Genomic DNA, 14,739 nt, shown 5'->3' with positions numbered 1-14,739 from the left:
GTTCGTCAGCAGCAGAGAAGCGAGATTATGCGGTGTTGTGCGTTTATCGTCAATCCCCTCTGTTTCTCTGTCGCTGTCGCTGCTTTGAAAGCTGTGATGTGCGTCGAAGAAACGAGACTATAGCAAAGCGCGGCGCGACTGACAACGCCTGCGACTATGTTATCGTCGCGTTTTTTCCACCTTATCTCCCCGGCAATGCTCCTTCCCCATATTACGCCGACTGCCGATGCCGTCCTGTCGCAGGCACTGCTCGATGCCATCAATAACAAAACCAAACCGCTCGGCAGCCTGGGACGCCTCGAAACCCTGGCCACCCAGCTCGGCCTGATCCAGGGCACGACGCGCATCCGGATCGCGGATCCCGCCATCCTGGTATTTGCGGGCGACCATGGTGTCGTGGCGGAAGGCGTATCTGCCTATCCGCAGGACGTGACCTGGCAAATGGTCGAGAACTTCCTGGCCAATGGCGCCGCCATCAATGTATTTGCCCGCCAGAATGGCTGTGCGCTGCATGTGATCGATGCGGGCGTCAACCACGACTTCGGCGCGCGCCCCGGCCTGCACGACCGCAAAATCGCCAAGGGCACGCGCAACTTCGCCGCCGAGCCGGCGATGTCGCGCCAGCAGCTCGAGGCCGCGCTGGAGCATGGCATGGCATTGGCGCGCGACCTGCCCGGCACCGTGGTCGGCTTCGGCGAGATGGGCATCGGTAACACCACCGCCGCCGCCGCGATCATGCACAAGCTGACCGGGCAGCCGCTGGAGCAATGCGTAGGAGCCGGCACGGGCCTGTCGTCGGACGGCATCCGGCGCAAGCAGCAAGTCATCGCCGCAGCCGTGCAACAACATGCCGGGGCCGACGACCCGCTCGCCGTGCTGACCACCTTCGGCGGCTTCGAGATCGCCATGATGACAGGCGCAATGCTCAAGGCCGCCGAGCTGCGCAAGGTGCTGCTGATCGATGGTTTCATCGTCACCAGCGCCTTGCTGGTGGCCGCCCGCCTGCAGCCGGCGATCCTCGACTACTGCGTGTTTGCCCACGCATCGAGCGAAAACGGCCACCGCCTGATGCTCGACGCCCTCGGCGCCCAGCCCCTGCTGCAGCTCGGCCTGCGCCTGGGCGAAGGCACCGGCAGCGCACTCGCCCTGCCCCTGCTGCATGCGGCCGCCAACTTCCTGAACGAGATGGCGACCTTCGCCTCCGCCCAGGTCAGCACCGGCGCAAAGTAAAGACCATGCAGCAGCTGCGCCTGTTCTTCATCGCGGTCCAGTTCTTCACGCGCCTGCCGATCCCGCGCTGGGTCGGCTTCGAGCAGGAATGGCTGCACCATGCGTCGCGCTACTTCCCGCTGGTCGGCATCGTGGTGGGTGCGATCGCCGCCGGCGTGTACGCTGCCGCTGCACTGGTGTTTCCCGCTCCGGTCGCGGCAGTGCTCTCGACCTCGGCGACCATCTATGCCACCGGCGCCTTCCACGAGGACGGGTTCGCCGATACCTGCGATGGTTTAGGTGGCGGGATGACGCGCGAACGCTTGCTCGAGATCATGAAGGACTCGCGGGTCGGCGCCTACGGCGCCATCGGCGTGGTGTGCATGCTCGGCGCGAAGTGCAGCACGCTGGCGATGCTGCCGCCAGCCAGCGCCATCGGCGCCCTGCTGCTCGCCCATCCGCTGTCGCGCCTCGCGGCCACGTCCCTCATCTGGCGCATGGAGTATGCGCGCGCCGAAGGCAAGGCCAAGCCGCTGGCCGAACGCATGACGACAAGCGAATTCACGATCGCATCCGCCACGGTTGCGATCGCCGCCGCCGTCTTGCTGGCGACCGGCGCGCTCGACCTGCGCGCCCTGCTTGCCGCGCTCGTCGCGGGTGTTGCTGCGACCTGGTGGCTGGCCCGCAAGTTCGCGCGCCGCATCGGCGGCTATACCGGCGACTGCCTCGGCGCCGTGCAGCAGCTGGCCGAGGTCCTCATCTATCTTGCCGTGCTGGCCACGCTCGGTCACGGCGCCCTCGCATAAGGATGCAGCTGATCCTGGTGCGCCATCCCCAGCCGGACGTCGCGCCCGGCCTCTGCTACGGCAGCGCCGACGTTTCGACATCTATCGAAGCGATCACGCAGGTCGCCACCACGCTGCGTGCGGCCGGCCTGCCCGGGCGACTCCCTGTCTACGCCAGCCCGCTGGCACGTTGCGCGACCCTCGCCGCGGCGTTCGACGTCCCGGTCACGCTCGATGCCCGCCTGGCCGAGATGGATTTCGGCGCCTGGGAGATGCGCGCCTGGGACGCCATCCCGCGCGCCGAGGTCGACGCCTGGGCCGCCGACCTGCTGCACTACCGCCCCGGCGGCGGCGAGAACGTGTTCGAGGTGGCCCGCCGCGTCGCCGCATTCCGACAGGCGCTGCGGCATCCTGCGGCGCTCGTCATCTGCCACGCCGGCACGATCCGCCTGCTGTCCGCCCTGCACGCCGGCGGCGGCATCGAACAGGCCGCGTTACGCGCCGCCGCCAGCGCCCACCGCATCGGCTACGGCGAAGTCATCGTGCTGAAAGACTGACAACGCCGCGCGACCCTGCGTATAATGGCGGCGTTTTGGTGCCCGCGGTCGTGTACACGACCGCAGTTAAACGGGAAACACGAAGCCCTTCAACAAGGCCAACGTGTGCTGCCCCCGCAACGGTAAGCAAGTGCCGCGCTCGAGGTTCGAGCCACGCGGCAAACCGTCTTCCATGACCACTGTGCGAACGCATGGGAAGGTCGGACGGCCACACTTGCCAGCCCGGATACCGGCCAAAAGGTGGAAGCGTGCCATCGGCGCGCTTCTGATCAATCTGGCCTACGGGGACGTCGGCTGGTTGTCTTTTGATTGAGCTATTCATGAACTTTCCTGTAACACGGCTTGCGGCCGCGCTGTCGCTCGCATTCGCCCTTGCTGCGCCCGCAGTCGCCCAAACCCTCGATTCGGTCATCGTCACCGCCAACCGCATGCCGCAGCGCGCGGTCGACGTGATCGCCGACACCACCGTGATCCATGCCGACGAGATCGCCCGTTCCGGCGCCGGCTCGGTGGCCGACGTGCTGCAGCGCCAGCGCGGCATCGAGATCACCCGCAACGGCAGCGCCGGCGCCTCGACCAGCGTATTCCTGCGTGGCGCCAACAGCAACGGGGTCGTGGTCCTGCTGGATGGCGTGCGCATCGGTTCGTCCACCAGCGGCGTCGCCGCCTGGAATGCGGTGCCGCTCGGCGCCATCGAACGCATCGAAATCGTCTACGGCCCGCTCAGCACCCTGTACGGCGCGGACGCGATCGGCGGCGTGATCCAGATCTTCACCCGCAAGGGCGAGGGCGGCCCGGTCGTCAACGGCGCGGTCGGCGCCGGCAGCAATGCGACGCGCCAGCTCGACGCCAGCGTGCACGGCGCGGCCAATGGGCTGCGCTACGCCTTCGGCGCCGGCCATGAAGAGTCGGACGGCTTCTCGGCCACGCGTCCAGGCGCCTTCGGTTTCAATCCGGACGACGACGGCTACCGCCGCCGCAACGCCAACGGCCAGCTGTCCTATGCGCTGGCCCCGAACTTCGAAGTCGGCGCCCAATTCCTGCACAGCGAGCTGCGCGCGCAGTATGACAGCGGCAGCGCCGCCTACGACGTCCACAACGAGCAGGACCTGAACACGACGGCGGTCCATGCCACCGGCCAGTTCAGCTCCGCATGGCGCAGCACCCTGCAGTACGCGCGCTCGGACGACAAACTGGGCAGCTTCACCAGCAGCGCCCCATCCGGCGCCAGCCAGATCGACACCCGGCAGGACGAGCTGACCTGGCAGAACAGCATCGCGCTCGGCCCCGACACCCTGCAGCTGCTCTACAGCCACCGCAAGGAGGAAGTGGAATCGAGCGCCACCGCGGACCTGTCGCGCTCGCGCAGCACCAACGCGTATGCGGCCGTCTACTCGGCCAGGCGTGGCGCCCACCTGTTCGATGTCAGCGCCCGCCATGACCGTTCGTCGGTGTATGGCAGCAAGAACACCGGCGCCGCCGGCTATGGCTACGACTTCGGTTCCGGCCTGCGCGCCACCGCCAGCGTCGGCACCAGCTTCCGCGCGCCGACCTTCAACGAGCTGTACTACCCGAACTACGGCCTGCCGACCAACCGTCCGGAACAGGGCCGCAACCGGGAAGCCGGCCTGCGCTATGACGCCGGCAACGTGCAGTTCGACGCCACCTGGTTCCGCAACCGCCTGACCGACATGATTGTCTCCGCCACGCCCTGCCCGGGCCGTGCCGGCAGCTGCGCCTACAACGTCAACCGGGCACAGCTCGAAGGCGTGACGGTGGCGGCCCGGACGCGCGTCAGCGGCATCAACCTGCGCGGCAGCCTGGACTGGCAGGATCCGAAGGACCTCACCACCGGCAAGCAGCTGGCGCGCCGCTCGAAGAAGCATGCCAGCTTCAGCGCCGACAGCAGCTGGGGCGTGCTCAAGGCCGGCGCCGAACTGCAGCTCTCCGGCGAGCGCTTCGACGATGCCGCCAATCGCAATCGCCTGGGTGGTTACGGCCTGCTCAACCTGTACACTACCTGGCAAGTGGCGCCGAACGTATCGCTGCTGGTCCGCCTCGACAACGTCGCCGACAAGCAGTACGAGCTGGCGCGCTACTACGGCACCAGCGGCCGCACCTGGTTCGCCGGCCTGCGCTACGGCGTCCGCTGACCAGGACGCCACCAAGAAGGAGACCCATGCATCACCCCGCTCAAGCGCAGCGTCAACGCGCCATGCTCGTCATCGGCGCCCTGCTGCTGTGCGCCATCGCCAGCCTGCTGTTCTCCGGCATGACGGGCTCGATCGCCGTGCCGCTGGCCGAGATGCCGGACGCCCTGCGCCAGCTGGTGCAAGGCGAAAGCTCGCTGGCGGCCTCGCTGCTCGAGCTGCGCGCCGGCCGCGCGCTGACGGCCTTCGTGACCGGCGGCGCGCTGGCCCTGGCCGGGGTGATGATGCAGGCCCTGCTGCGCAACCCGCTGGCCGACCCCTATGTGCTCGGCATTTCGGCGGGCGCCTCGGTCGGCGCCCTGCTGGCCCTGCTCCTGATGGCCAGCGCCATCGTGGTCGACATGGCGGCGCTGGCCGGCGCGGTGGGCGTGTCGATGCTGCTCTACCTGCTGGCCCGGCGCGACCTGCGCAGCGGACTGGCGCTGGAAGCCGGCACCTCGATGCTGCTGCTTACCGGCGTGATCCTGTCCTCGGCCTGCATGGCCCTGGTGACCCTGATGCTGTCGATCGCCCCGGAAGGCCGGCTGCGCAGCATGATCTTCTGGATGATCGGCGACCTGGCCGGCGCGCCGCTGCGCCTGGCGCCGTGGGTGGTGCTCGGCGCCGCCCTGCTGTACGCCCTGCGCAGCGCGCGCGCCATGAACGTGGTCGCGCTGCATGCGGAAGCCGCGGCCACGCTCGGCATCCGCGTCGGCAGCCTGCGCAAGGGCCTGTTCTTCGTTTCCGGCGTACTGACGGCCAGCGCCGTCACCAGCGCCGGCTCGGTCGGCTTCGTCGGGCTGATCGTCCCGCACGCCTGCCGCTTCGCCTTCGGTCCCGACCACCGGGTCTTGATTCCGGCGGCGGTGCTGGCCGGCGGCAGCTTCCTGGTGCTGTGCGACACGCTGGCGCGCACCGTCATCGCGCCGCAGCAGCTGCCGGTCGGCGCGATCACCGCGATCATCGGCGCACCGGTGTTCCTCTACCAACTGCACCGTTTGCGGAGGTGAGATGATCCGGACCGAACACCTCGACCTCAAGGCCGGCAGCCGCCTGCTGGTGCGGCAGCTCGACTGGGCCGCCCGCCCCGGCGAATGCTGGAGCATCATCGGCCGCAACGGCGCCGGCAAGAGTACCCTGCTGCGCACCCTGGCCGGCCTGCATCGTCCCGATGCCGGCGCGGTATTCGTCGGCGGCCGCGCGCTCGAGGCCTGGGCGCCGGAAGAACTGGCGCGCGAGCGCGCCTTCCTGGCGCAGTCGCGCCACGATGCGTTTTCGTACAGCGTGATCGAGACCGTGCTGTCGGCGCGCCACCCCTACCACGCCGAACGCTACTGGGAAGGCAGCGACGACCACCAGGCCGCCATGCGCGCCCTGGAGGCGATGGAAGTGGCGGACCTGGCCGCCCGCGACGTGCGCACCCTGTCCGGCGGCGAGCGCCAGCGGGTCGCCATCGCCGCGCTGCTGGCGCAGGACACCCAACTGTTGCTGCTCGACGAGCCGGCCAACGCGCTCGACCTGGCGCACCAGGTCAGCAGCATGGCCCTGCTGGCCGGCCTGTGCCGCGAGCAAGGCAAGACCGTGGTCATGATCGGCCACGACCTGAACCTCGCCTACCGCATTTCCACCCACGCGCTGCTGTTGATGGGCGACGGCCGCTGGCAGGCCGGCCCGGTCGACGACACCATGCGGCCGGCGCTGCTGGGCGACTACCTCGGCCACCCGATCGAGATGATCGAACACGGCGGCCGCCGCATATTTCTCCCCCATGAGGCTAGCGTATGAACGAGATGACCCAAGAAGAGACTGCTGCATTGAACGAGCGCCACCGCCAGCGCATGGAACGCAAGAAGGCCGTCATCGACGCAAAAATCGCGGCGGCGGACAAGGAAATCGGCATCGTCATCGTCAATACCGGCAACGGCAAGGGCAAGAGCTCGAGCGCCTTCGGCATGGTGACGCGCGCGCTCGGCCACGGCATGAAGGTCGGCGTGGTCCAGTTCATCAAGGGAGCCATGTCGACCGGCGAGGAGAAATTCCTGCGCCGCTTCCCCAATGAAGTCAGCTTCCATGCGATGGGCGAAGGCTATACCTGGGAAACCCAGGACCGCGAGCGCGACATCGCCAAGGCCGGCGAAGCCTGGGAACAGGCCAGGCGCTTCCTGCAGGACCCGGCCTACGGCATGGTGGTGCTGGACGAACTGAACATCGCGCTCAAGTACAAATACCTCGACGTGCACACGGTCATTGCCGACCTGCTCGACCGTCCCGTCATGCAGCACGTGGTGGTGACCGGCCGCGCGGCGCCGCCCGAGCTGGTGGCGGTGGCCGACACGGTCACCGAGATGAACGTGGTCAAGCACGCCTTCAAGGCGGGCATCGCGGCCCAGGCCGGGACGGAGTGGTGATGGACCGGGATGCGGGGGCGCGCGCCGTGCTGGTCGCGGCCATGTCGTCGGGCCAGGGCAAGACCAGCGTCACCGCCGCGCTGGCGCGCAAGCTGCTGCGCCAGGGCCTGCGCGTGCGGGTGTTCAAGTGTGGACCGGATTTCATCGACCCGATGCTGCTCGAACGCGCATCGGGCGCGCCGGTCCATACGCTCGACCTGTGGATGGTCGGCGTCGAGGAATGCCGGCGCCGCCTGCACGACGCGGCGCGCGAAGCCGACGCGATCCTGATCGAGGGCGTCATGGGCCTGTACGACGGCTCGCCCTCGGCGGCCGACCTGGCGCGCGAATTCGGCGTGCCGGTGCTGGCGGTGATCGATGCCTCGGCCATGGCCCAGACCGCGGGCGCGGTGGCGCGCGGCCTGCGCGACTACGGTCCCGTGCGGCTGGCCGGCGTGGTGGCCAACCGCATCGCCAGCGAAGGCCATGCGAACATGGTGGCCTCGTCGCTGCGCGACATTCCGCTGCTCGGCTGGCTGGCGCGCCAGGACACGCCGCTGCCGGAACGCCACCTGGGCCTGGTCCTGCCCGGCGAAGTCAAGGGGCTGGACGCCCTGCTCGACAAACTGGCGGACGGCCTGCGCTTCAACGAGGATGCCTGGAACGCCCTGCCTCTCATGGCGCAGTCCGCGCCCGAGTGGCAGGAGGTCGAGCGCCTGCTGGACGGCCGGGTGGTCGCCATCGCCCGCGACCCGGCCTTCTGCTTTCTCTACCCCGCCAACCTGGACCTGCTGGAAAGGATGGGAGCCCGCCTGCGCTACTTCTCGCCCCTTAGGGATGAAGCGGTGCCGATTGATTCCGACGCCGTCTTCCTGCCGGGCGGCTACCCGGAGCTGCACTGCGCGGAGCTGGCGCAGGCCGCCAACTGGCAATCGTCGATCCGTGCGGCGCACGCACGTGGCGTGCCGATCCTGGCCGAATGCGGCGGCATGATGGTGCTCGCCGACGGCCTCACCGACCAGGCAGGGCAGCGCTGGCCCATGGTGGGGCTGCTGCCGGGCGAAGTGCACATGCAGCCGCGCCTGGCCGGCCTCGGCGCACATGCCATGCCGACGGACCAGGGACCGGTGCGCGGTCACAGCTTCCACTATTCGCGCCTGGAGCCCGCGGCGCCGGCGCAGGCGCATACCGTCAAGACCGGCAACGGCGCACAGGGCGAAGCCGTGTACCGCATCGGTTCGCTCACCGCCTCCTACTTCCACGCCTACTTCCCGTCCAACCCGCCCGCGGTGGCCGCGCTGCTCGGCGGGGGTAAGCCATGAGCACTAGCCTGGTGCTGGGCGGCGCACGCTCCGGCAAGAGCGCCTATGCCGAGCGCCTGGCCCATGCATCCGGCAAGGAAGTCGTCTACGTGGCCACCTCGCGCGCCGGCGATGCCGAAATGGCGGCGCGCATTGCCCACCACCGCACCCGCCGCCCTGCCCATTGGCACACGGTCGAAGAAGAGCTGGGGCTGGCGGCCGTGCTGAGGGAGCATTGCAGGCCGGGACGCCTGGTGCTGGTCGACTGCCTGACGCTGTGGCTGAGCAACCTGATGTTCTGCGACGGCCGCGCGTGGCCGGAGGTGGGCGAGGTGGCGCTGCCGGAACGCTTTCACCAGGAGCGCGCGGCGCTGCTGGACTTTCTCGGTGCCGGGGCCGAAGGCGACATCGTGTTCGTCTCGAACGAAGTCGGCATGGGCATCGTGCCCTGGGGCGCGGTGTCGCGCTGCTTTGCCGATGAAGCGGGCTGGCTGAACCAGGCGGTGGCCGCGCACGCCGACCGCGCGGTGTTGGTGGCGGCCGGACTGCCGCTGGTGCTGAAGGGCGCCGCATGCTGAGCGGGCTGTCGCTGCCGCAGCTGGCCGGCCTGCTGGCGGCGGGCGTCCTGCTCGACCTGCTGCTGGGCGAGCCGCGGCGCTGGCACCCGCTGGTCGGCTTCGGCCAGCTCGCGCAAGCCATCGAGCGCCGCCTGAACCGCGGCGCCCTGCCCTTCCTGCGTGGACTGCTGGCCTGGCTGCTGGCCGTGCTGCCCTTGAGCCTGCTGGCCTGGCTGGCGGCGGCGCATGCCGGGCTGTGGCTGCACGCCCTTCTCCTGTACGCCTGCATCGGGCTGCGCAGCCTGCGCGACCATACGATGCCGATCGTCGACGCGCTGCGTGCCGGCGACCTGGAAACGGCGCGCGCCCGCACGTCCTGGATCGTCAGCCGCGATACCCACCAGGCGGACGAAGCCGACCTGGCAAAAGCCGGCGCCGAGTCGCTGCTCGAGAACGGCAACGATGCGGTGTTCGGCACCCTGTTCTGGTTCCTGGTCGGGGGCGGCGCCGGCGCCGTCCTGTTCCGTCTGGCGAACACGCTCGATGCGATGTGGGGCTACCGGAACGCGCGCTTCCATTTGTTCGGCCGTGCGGCCGCGCGCATCGACGATGCGCTCAACTATGTGCCGGCGCGGCTGACCGCACTGTCCTACGTCCTGCTGGCGGGCGCCGGCCGCGCCCGCGCCTGGCAGTGCTGGCGCACCCAGGCGCACGCATGGAGCAGCCCGAACGCCGGGCCGGTGATGGCAAGCGGCGCCGGCGCGCTCGGCGTCTCGCTCGGCGGCGCCGCCGTCTATGACGGACAGCTGGAGCAGCGGCCGCCGCTGGGCGCCGGTCCCAAAGCCACGGCAAGCGACATCGTACGCGCATGGCGCCTGGTGCTGCATACGACCCTGCTCTGGCTCGGCCTGGCCTGCGCGGCGGCGCTCATTATCCTGGTATGGGGGCGGCATGCTTGAACACGGCGGCAAGCTGCGCGAGGCCGCGCGCCTGTATGGGCGTGACGACTGGATCGACCTGTCGACCGGCATCAATCCGCACGGCTATCCCGCACCCACCCTGCCTGCCGATGCCTGGCACCGCCTGCCCGAGCCGGATCCGGCGCTGGCCGCCGCGGCCTGCGCATATTACGGCGCGCCTGCCCTGTTGCCGGTCGCCGGTACCCAGGCCGCGATCCAGGCGCTCCCCCGGCTGCGCGCACGCGCGCGGGTCACGGTATCCAGCCCCTCGTATGCCGAGCACGCGCATGCCTGGCGACAGCAGGGGCACGTGTTGCGGCTTGCCTCCTATGCGGATCTGGACTGCGCGATCGACGGCAGCGACGTCGTGGTGGTGGTCAATCCCAACAACCCCACCGGCGAGACCATCAGGCCCGAACGCTTGCTGGACTGGGCCGCGCGCTTGGGAAAGCGCGGCGGTTGGCTGGTGGTCGACGAGGCCTTCGGCGACACCGATCCGGCACTGAGCGTCGCCGCCCATGCGGGCCAGCCCGGACTGATCGTCCTGCGCTCGGTCGGCAAGTTCTTTGGCCTGGCCGGGCTGCGGCTGGGATTCGTCGGCGCCGACGCCGCCACGCTGCGCGCGCTCGACGACATGCTGGGTCCATGGGCCGTGAGCGGTCCGGCGCAGGCGGTGGCCGGGCAGGCGCTGAGCGACCTCGACTGGCAGCGGCGGACTTTCGCACAGCTGCAGGCGTCCGGCCGGCGCATGCGCAGCCTCTTGGCGACGCATGGCATCCGGGCGGAAGGCACGCCGCTGTTCCACTGGTGGGCACAGGCGCAGCCGGAGGCCTTCCACACGCATATGGCGGAGCGTGGCATCTGGTGCCGCCTGTTCCGCGAGGCCGGGCGCGGCATCCGCGTCGGCTTGCCGGCGGACGAAGCGGGATGGCAGCGTCTCGACAAGGCACTTCAAGAATGGAGCAATGGATGAGACTGATGATGGTCCTGGCAACGGCGCTGCTTGCGCCGGCCGTGGGCGCGGTGACGGTGCATGACGACGCGGGCAATGCGGTCACGCTCGACAAGCCGGCGATGCGGGTGATCTCGATGGCGCCACACGTGACGGAAACCCTGTTCGCGGCGGGCGGAGGCAGCCGCATCGTGGGCGCGGTCAACTACAGCGACTATCCCGAAGCCGCCAAGAGCATCCCGCGCATCGGCTCGAACCGCGAGATCGACATGGAACGCGTCATCAGCATGAAGCCGGACCTGATCGTGGCCTGGATGCACAACAACTCGGAGCGGCAGATCGAGATGGTGCGCAAGCTGGGCGTGCCGGTCTTCCTGAGCGACCCGCAGAAGCTGGAAGGCATTCCGGACAACGTCGCGCGCCTCGGCCAGCTGATGGGCACCCAGGCGGTGGCCGATCCGGCCGCGGCGGAGCTGCGCCGGCAGCTCGCCAGCCTGCGCAGCCGCTATGCCGGCCGCCCGACCGTGCGGACCTTTTATCAAGTGTGGGACAAGCCGCTGTACACGCTCAGCGGCCGGCACATCATCACCGACGCGCTGCGCCTGTGCGGCGGCGAGAACATCTTCGACAAGCTGACGGTGACCGCGCCGATCGTGTCGATCGAGAGCGTGCTGCAGGCCGATCCGGAAGCGGTGTTCGGCACCGCCGAGAAGAACTACGGCGGCGTCAACCTGTGGAAGCCGTATGCGAGCTTGACGGCGACCCGCAATGACAACCTGTTCACGGTCGACGGCAACCTGCTCAACCGCGCCGGTCCGCGCATGATCGCCGGGACCGCCGTCCTGTGCGAGAAGCTCGAGCTGGCCCGCCAGCACCGCAGCCGATGAGCGCCCTGCCCTTCCGGACCCTGATGGTGCAGGGAACGACCTCGGATGCCGGCAAGAGCACCGTGGTCGCCGCCCTGTGCCGGCTCTTGCTGCGCCGTGGCCTGCGGGTGGCGCCGTTCAAGCCGCAGAACATGGCGCTCAACAGCGCGGTCACGAGCGACGGCGGCGAGATCGGCCGCGCCCAGGCCTTGCAGGCGATCGCAGCAGGCGTCGAGCCGCATACCGACATGAACCCGGTCCTGCTCAAGCCCTCCAGCGACACCGGCGCCCAGGTGATCATCCATGGCCGCGTGCGTGCCGAAATGAACGCGCGCGATTACCACCAGTACAAGACCGTGGCCATGGCGGCGGTGCTGGAATCGCATGCGCGCCTGCTGTCGCAGTACGAAGCGGTGGTGGTCGAAGGCGCGGGCAGCCCGGCCGAGATCAACCTGCGCGACCGCGACATCGCGAACATGGGATTCGCGGAGGCGGTCGACTGCCCGGTCATCCTGGTGGCGGACATCGACCGCGGCGGCGTGTTCGCCCACATCGTCGGCACGCTGTCCTGCCTGTCGGCGTCGGAACGCAAGCGGATCGTCGGCTTCGTCATCAACCGCTTCCGCGGCGACATCAAGCTGCTCGAGCCGGGCCTGGAGTGGCTGGAGGAACAGACCGGCAAGCCGGTGCTGGGCGTCCTGCCCTACCTGCACGGCATGTACCTCGATGCGGAAGACGCGGTGCAGCCGGCGCAGTCGGGCAAGGGGAGCTTTCGCATCGTGGTCCCGAGCCTGCCGCGCATGAGCAACCACACCGACTTCGATGCGCTGCGTGCGCATCCGGACGTGGACCTGCGCTTCGTGCGCGCTGGCGAGGCGATTCCGCCGGCGGACCTCATCATCCTCCCGGGCAGCAAGAACACGCGCGGCGACCTGGCCTGGCTGCGGGCGCAGGGCTGGCCTGCCCAGCTGGCGCGGCACCTGCGCTATGGCGGCAAAGTCATCGGGGTCTGCGGCGGCTTCCAGATGCTCGGCCGTTCGGTCGCCGATCCGCACGGGGTGGAAGCGGAACCGGGCGTGTCGGAAGGGCTCGGCCTGCTCGAGGTCGACACCGAACTGGCGCGGGACAAGCGGCTGGCGCAGGTCAGCGGGCAGGCAAGCATGGGGGAAGGAGTTTCGTTCGGCCTGCGGGGGTATGAGATCCACATGGGCGTCTCCACGGGCGCAGCCCTGGCGCGGCCGGCCTTCGTGATCGACGGCCGCAGCGAAGGAGCGTGTTCCGGTGATGCCCAGGTGCTGGGCACCTACCTGCACGGGGTGTTCGATCATCCCGAAGCCGGTGCCGCGCTGCTGGCCTGGGCCGGGCTGCACTCCAGCCTGGTGGTCGATACCGCGCTCCTACGTGAACAGAGCATCGACCGCATCGCCGACGCGACGGCGCCTGTCCTCGACAGACTGCTGGCGGTGCTGCCGCCGGGCGCCGGGCCTCAGTAAGGCTGCGGGATCTGCGACAGCGCGTAGTGCGACATCACCATGTGCTTGAGCATGGCGAGGTCGCTTGCCGCGAACAGGCTGAAGGGACGGGTCAGGCGCTGCCCGCCCTGTTCCTCCAGCTGCCGTGCGGCGCCGGTCGGCACCACGATGGGATCGCCATTGCTGATCAGGAGCGCTTCGGGCCGCGCCGTATTGCTGTTGACGTCGATGGCCCATACCCTGCCTTCGTGCAGCGCCGTCACACGCTCGACCAGGGTATGGCCGACGACGATCGACGTCGCACCGAAGTGGGCAAGCACGTCACCGACCTGGGCTGTCGTCGCACGGGCGAAGCGGTCCTCGCCGTCTTCCAGGTAACCGCGGTACTGGGTCAGCCCTGCCGGGCCGATCACGGCGTCGAGCTCCGCCTTGCTCGGCATGTCCCCCAGCCAGTAACGCCGCATCGCGCTATTCAGCTTGCTGACGGTGAAGCCGGCATCGGCCACCAGCGGATTCACGCCGCCATGGGTGATCACGGTGCGCCCGCTCTTGATGATGACGGGCTGCAGGCGCAGCCAATCGCCGATCAGCGTGTCCGGCCCGAAGGCGTCGACCTGGCCGCCCATGCGCGTCAAGGCATACAGGTGGTCGCGGTTGGCGCGTGAGGTATTCCCGCGCAGCAGATACTGTTCATGGTTCCCGAGCACGAGGTGGACGGCGCCGCCGGCATCCTTCGCCTGCAGGCTGAGCGCGTAGAGACGCCACAGGACGGCAAACACGTCGCGGCCGCGGTCGACGGCATCGCCGGCGATCACCGGGTGCTTGTCGCCATAGCTCCAGTTGCCCTGCGCATCGGTGACGGCCAGGGAGGTGAGCGCAGCATCGAGGAAGCGAAGATTGCCTTCGATGTCGCTGAGGATCAGCGTGTCGGATGGGGTATCGAACACGGCATCCGCCACCGCCGGCGTGCGCGCAATCGGGAAAACGCGGCGTTTTCCCGCGCAGTCGATGGCGAGATCCGTACCGCTACCCGCCAGTTGCTGCACCTGGTGTTCGCAGAACCAGGTGGCCGTCCAGCTGCCGTCCGCCTTCCTGCGGACCACCGGGCCGTCGAGGAAACCCGGGATGTGAACCTTGTCACCGCTTCCCGCAAAGGTGTTGAAGCCTGCCATGCCAATTCCGATCGGCAGCAGAAGACGCCGGTGGGCGCCGTGCCCGGTCAACTCGACGCTCGCATTGGACAGGGCGAGCCCCAAGGCGGCCAGGAGCAGGACGGCGGCGGCGCCGATACCGCGGAGAAGATAGCTGCGCGTCTTCTTCATTGTTATTCCGAGTAATCAAGAAAACAAGAAGTGTAGCGTAGCAACAGCTGGTGATGACGACGTCTTTATGCCAATGAGCGGCAAAATCGTCATTACATGCGGGAAGGATAGGAAGAGCGCAGAAAAGCAAAAAGCCCGCTCAGACTTAACTGAGCGGGCTCTGCATATAACTAGCCTGACGAT

The 14,739-nt window shown here is 68.9% G+C and carries 14 protein-coding genes and 1 riboswitch; of the genes, 13 read left to right on the top strand and 1 reads right to left on the bottom strand.

Features of this window, described 5'->3' with window-relative positions; genetic code table 11:
- Positions 1-195 precede the first annotated feature (195 nt).
- From cobT to B2R83_RS21415, 13 genes are all read left to right on the top strand, one after another.
- On the top strand, positions 196-1,230 hold the full coding sequence (cobT, locus tag B2R83_RS21475; RefSeq protein WP_292044825.1) for a nicotinate-nucleotide--dimethylbenzimidazole phosphoribosyltransferase: 1,035 nt from the start codon (positions 196-198) through the stop codon (positions 1,228-1,230).
- Between the two features lie 5 nt (positions 1,231-1,235).
- A complete protein-coding gene (locus B2R83_RS21470; protein WP_292044824.1) occupies positions 1,236-2,015 on the top strand; it encodes an adenosylcobinamide-GDP ribazoletransferase in 780 nt (259 codons plus the stop codon).
- A 2-nt stretch (positions 2,016-2,017) separates the two neighbouring features.
- Positions 2,018-2,551, top strand: a complete 534-nt coding sequence (locus tag B2R83_RS21465) for a histidine phosphatase family protein (RefSeq protein ID WP_292044823.1) — start codon at positions 2,018-2,020, stop codon at positions 2,549-2,551.
- A 19-nt stretch (positions 2,552-2,570) separates the two neighbouring features.
- Positions 2,571-2,803, top strand: a riboswitch (cobalamin riboswitch).
- A 68-nt stretch (positions 2,804-2,871) separates the two neighbouring features.
- Positions 2,872-4,704 (top strand): TonB-dependent receptor domain-containing protein, encoded by a 1,833-nt coding sequence (locus B2R83_RS21460; RefSeq protein ID WP_292044821.1) that lies wholly within the window; start codon positions 2,872-2,874, stop codon positions 4,702-4,704.
- Between the two features lie 26 nt (positions 4,705-4,730).
- The gene (locus B2R83_RS21455; RefSeq protein WP_292044819.1) at positions 4,731-5,750 is read left to right on the top strand and encodes a FecCD family ABC transporter permease; all 1,020 of its coding nucleotides are present in this window, start codon (positions 4,731-4,733) and stop codon (positions 5,748-5,750) included.
- Position 5,751: 1 nt separating this feature from the next.
- Complete coding sequence (locus B2R83_RS21450) at positions 5,752-6,525, top strand: ABC transporter ATP-binding protein (protein ID WP_292044817.1); 774 nt, start codon at positions 5,752-5,754, stop codon at positions 6,523-6,525.
- Positions 6,522-7,148 (top strand): cob(I)yrinic acid a,c-diamide adenosyltransferase, encoded by a 627-nt coding sequence (cobO, locus tag B2R83_RS21445; RefSeq protein ID WP_209589975.1) that lies wholly within the window; start codon positions 6,522-6,524, stop codon positions 7,146-7,148. The genes B2R83_RS21450 and cobO overlap by 4 nt, the downstream gene beginning before the upstream one ends.
- Positions 7,148-8,449, top strand: a complete 1,302-nt coding sequence (locus tag B2R83_RS21440) for a cobyrinate a,c-diamide synthase (RefSeq protein WP_292044813.1) — start codon at positions 7,148-7,150, stop codon at positions 8,447-8,449. The genes cobO and B2R83_RS21440 overlap by 1 nt, the downstream gene beginning before the upstream one ends.
- Complete coding sequence (gene cobU, locus B2R83_RS21435; RefSeq protein WP_292044812.1) at positions 8,446-9,006, top strand: bifunctional adenosylcobinamide kinase/adenosylcobinamide-phosphate guanylyltransferase; 561 nt, start codon at positions 8,446-8,448, stop codon at positions 9,004-9,006. The genes B2R83_RS21440 and cobU overlap by 4 nt, the downstream gene beginning before the upstream one ends.
- Positions 9,000-9,944 (top strand): adenosylcobinamide-phosphate synthase CbiB, encoded by a 945-nt coding sequence (gene cbiB, locus B2R83_RS21430; protein WP_292044811.1) that lies wholly within the window; start codon positions 9,000-9,002, stop codon positions 9,942-9,944. The genes cobU and cbiB overlap by 7 nt, the downstream gene beginning before the upstream one ends.
- Positions 9,937-10,917 carry a threonine-phosphate decarboxylase CobD gene (cobD, locus tag B2R83_RS21425; RefSeq protein WP_292044810.1) on the top strand — a complete coding sequence of 327 codons (981 nt, stop codon included), beginning with the start codon at positions 9,937-9,939 and terminating at the stop codon, positions 10,915-10,917. The genes cbiB and cobD overlap by 8 nt, the downstream gene beginning before the upstream one ends.
- On the top strand, positions 10,914-11,783 hold the full coding sequence (locus tag B2R83_RS21420; RefSeq protein WP_292044809.1) for a cobalamin-binding protein: 870 nt from the start codon (positions 10,914-10,916) through the stop codon (positions 11,781-11,783). Before cobD ends, B2R83_RS21420 begins: the two co-directional genes overlap by 4 nt.
- Positions 11,780-13,255 carry a cobyric acid synthase gene (locus B2R83_RS21415; protein ID WP_292044808.1) on the top strand — a complete coding sequence of 492 codons (1,476 nt, stop codon included), beginning with the start codon at positions 11,780-11,782 and terminating at the stop codon, positions 13,253-13,255. Before B2R83_RS21420 ends, B2R83_RS21415 begins: the two co-directional genes overlap by 4 nt.
- Here B2R83_RS21415 and B2R83_RS21410 read toward each other — a convergent pair.
- The gene (locus tag B2R83_RS21410; protein ID WP_292044806.1) at positions 13,249-14,556 is read right to left on the bottom strand and encodes a metallophosphoesterase; all 1,308 of its coding nucleotides are present in this window, start codon (positions 14,554-14,556) and stop codon (positions 13,249-13,251) included. The two genes, B2R83_RS21415 and B2R83_RS21410, sit on opposite strands and share 7 nt — an antisense overlap.
- Between the last annotated feature and the right edge of the window lie 183 nt (positions 14,557-14,739).

Source organism: Massilia sp. UBA6681, assembly GCF_002454935.1.
Lineage (GTDB): Bacteria > Pseudomonadota > Gammaproteobacteria > Burkholderiales > Burkholderiaceae_D > Telluria > Telluria varians.
The sequence above is the reverse complement of the archived record's forward strand: the minus strand, read 5'-3'. Positions and strand labels throughout refer to the sequence as shown.

Coding starts and splice junctions, on each gene's coding strand:
- B2R83_RS21470 (WP_292044824.1), top strand. CDS start 1,236: ATGCAGCAGCTGCGCCTGTTCTTCATCGCGGTCCAGTTCTTCACGCGC.
- cobU (WP_292044812.1), top strand. CDS start 8,446: ATGAGCACTAGCCTGGTGCTGGGCGGCGCACGCTCCGGCAAGAGCGCC.
- B2R83_RS21415 (WP_292044808.1), top strand. CDS start 11,780: ATGAGCGCCCTGCCCTTCCGGACCCTGATGGTGCAGGGAACGACCTCG.
- cobT (WP_292044825.1), top strand. CDS start 196: ATGCTCCTTCCCCATATTACGCCGACTGCCGATGCCGTCCTGTCGCAG.
- B2R83_RS21465 (WP_292044823.1), top strand. CDS start 2,018: ATGCAGCTGATCCTGGTGCGCCATCCCCAGCCGGACGTCGCGCCCGGC.
- B2R83_RS21440 (WP_292044813.1), top strand. CDS start 7,148: ATGGACCGGGATGCGGGGGCGCGCGCCGTGCTGGTCGCGGCCATGTCG.
- B2R83_RS21420 (WP_292044809.1), top strand. CDS start 10,914: ATGAGACTGATGATGGTCCTGGCAACGGCGCTGCTTGCGCCGGCCGTG.
- cbiB (WP_292044811.1), top strand. CDS start 9,000: ATGCTGAGCGGGCTGTCGCTGCCGCAGCTGGCCGGCCTGCTGGCGGCG.
- cobO (WP_209589975.1), top strand. CDS start 6,522: ATGAACGAGATGACCCAAGAAGAGACTGCTGCATTGAACGAGCGCCAC.
- cobD (WP_292044810.1), top strand. CDS start 9,937: ATGCTTGAACACGGCGGCAAGCTGCGCGAGGCCGCGCGCCTGTATGGG.
- B2R83_RS21450 (WP_292044817.1), top strand. CDS start 5,752: ATGATCCGGACCGAACACCTCGACCTCAAGGCCGGCAGCCGCCTGCTG.
- B2R83_RS21460 (WP_292044821.1), top strand. CDS start 2,872: ATGAACTTTCCTGTAACACGGCTTGCGGCCGCGCTGTCGCTCGCATTC.
- B2R83_RS21455 (WP_292044819.1), top strand. CDS start 4,731: ATGCATCACCCCGCTCAAGCGCAGCGTCAACGCGCCATGCTCGTCATC.
- B2R83_RS21410 (WP_292044806.1), bottom strand. CDS start 14,556: ATGAAGAAGACGCGCAGCTATCTTCTCCGCGGTATCGGCGCCGCCGCC.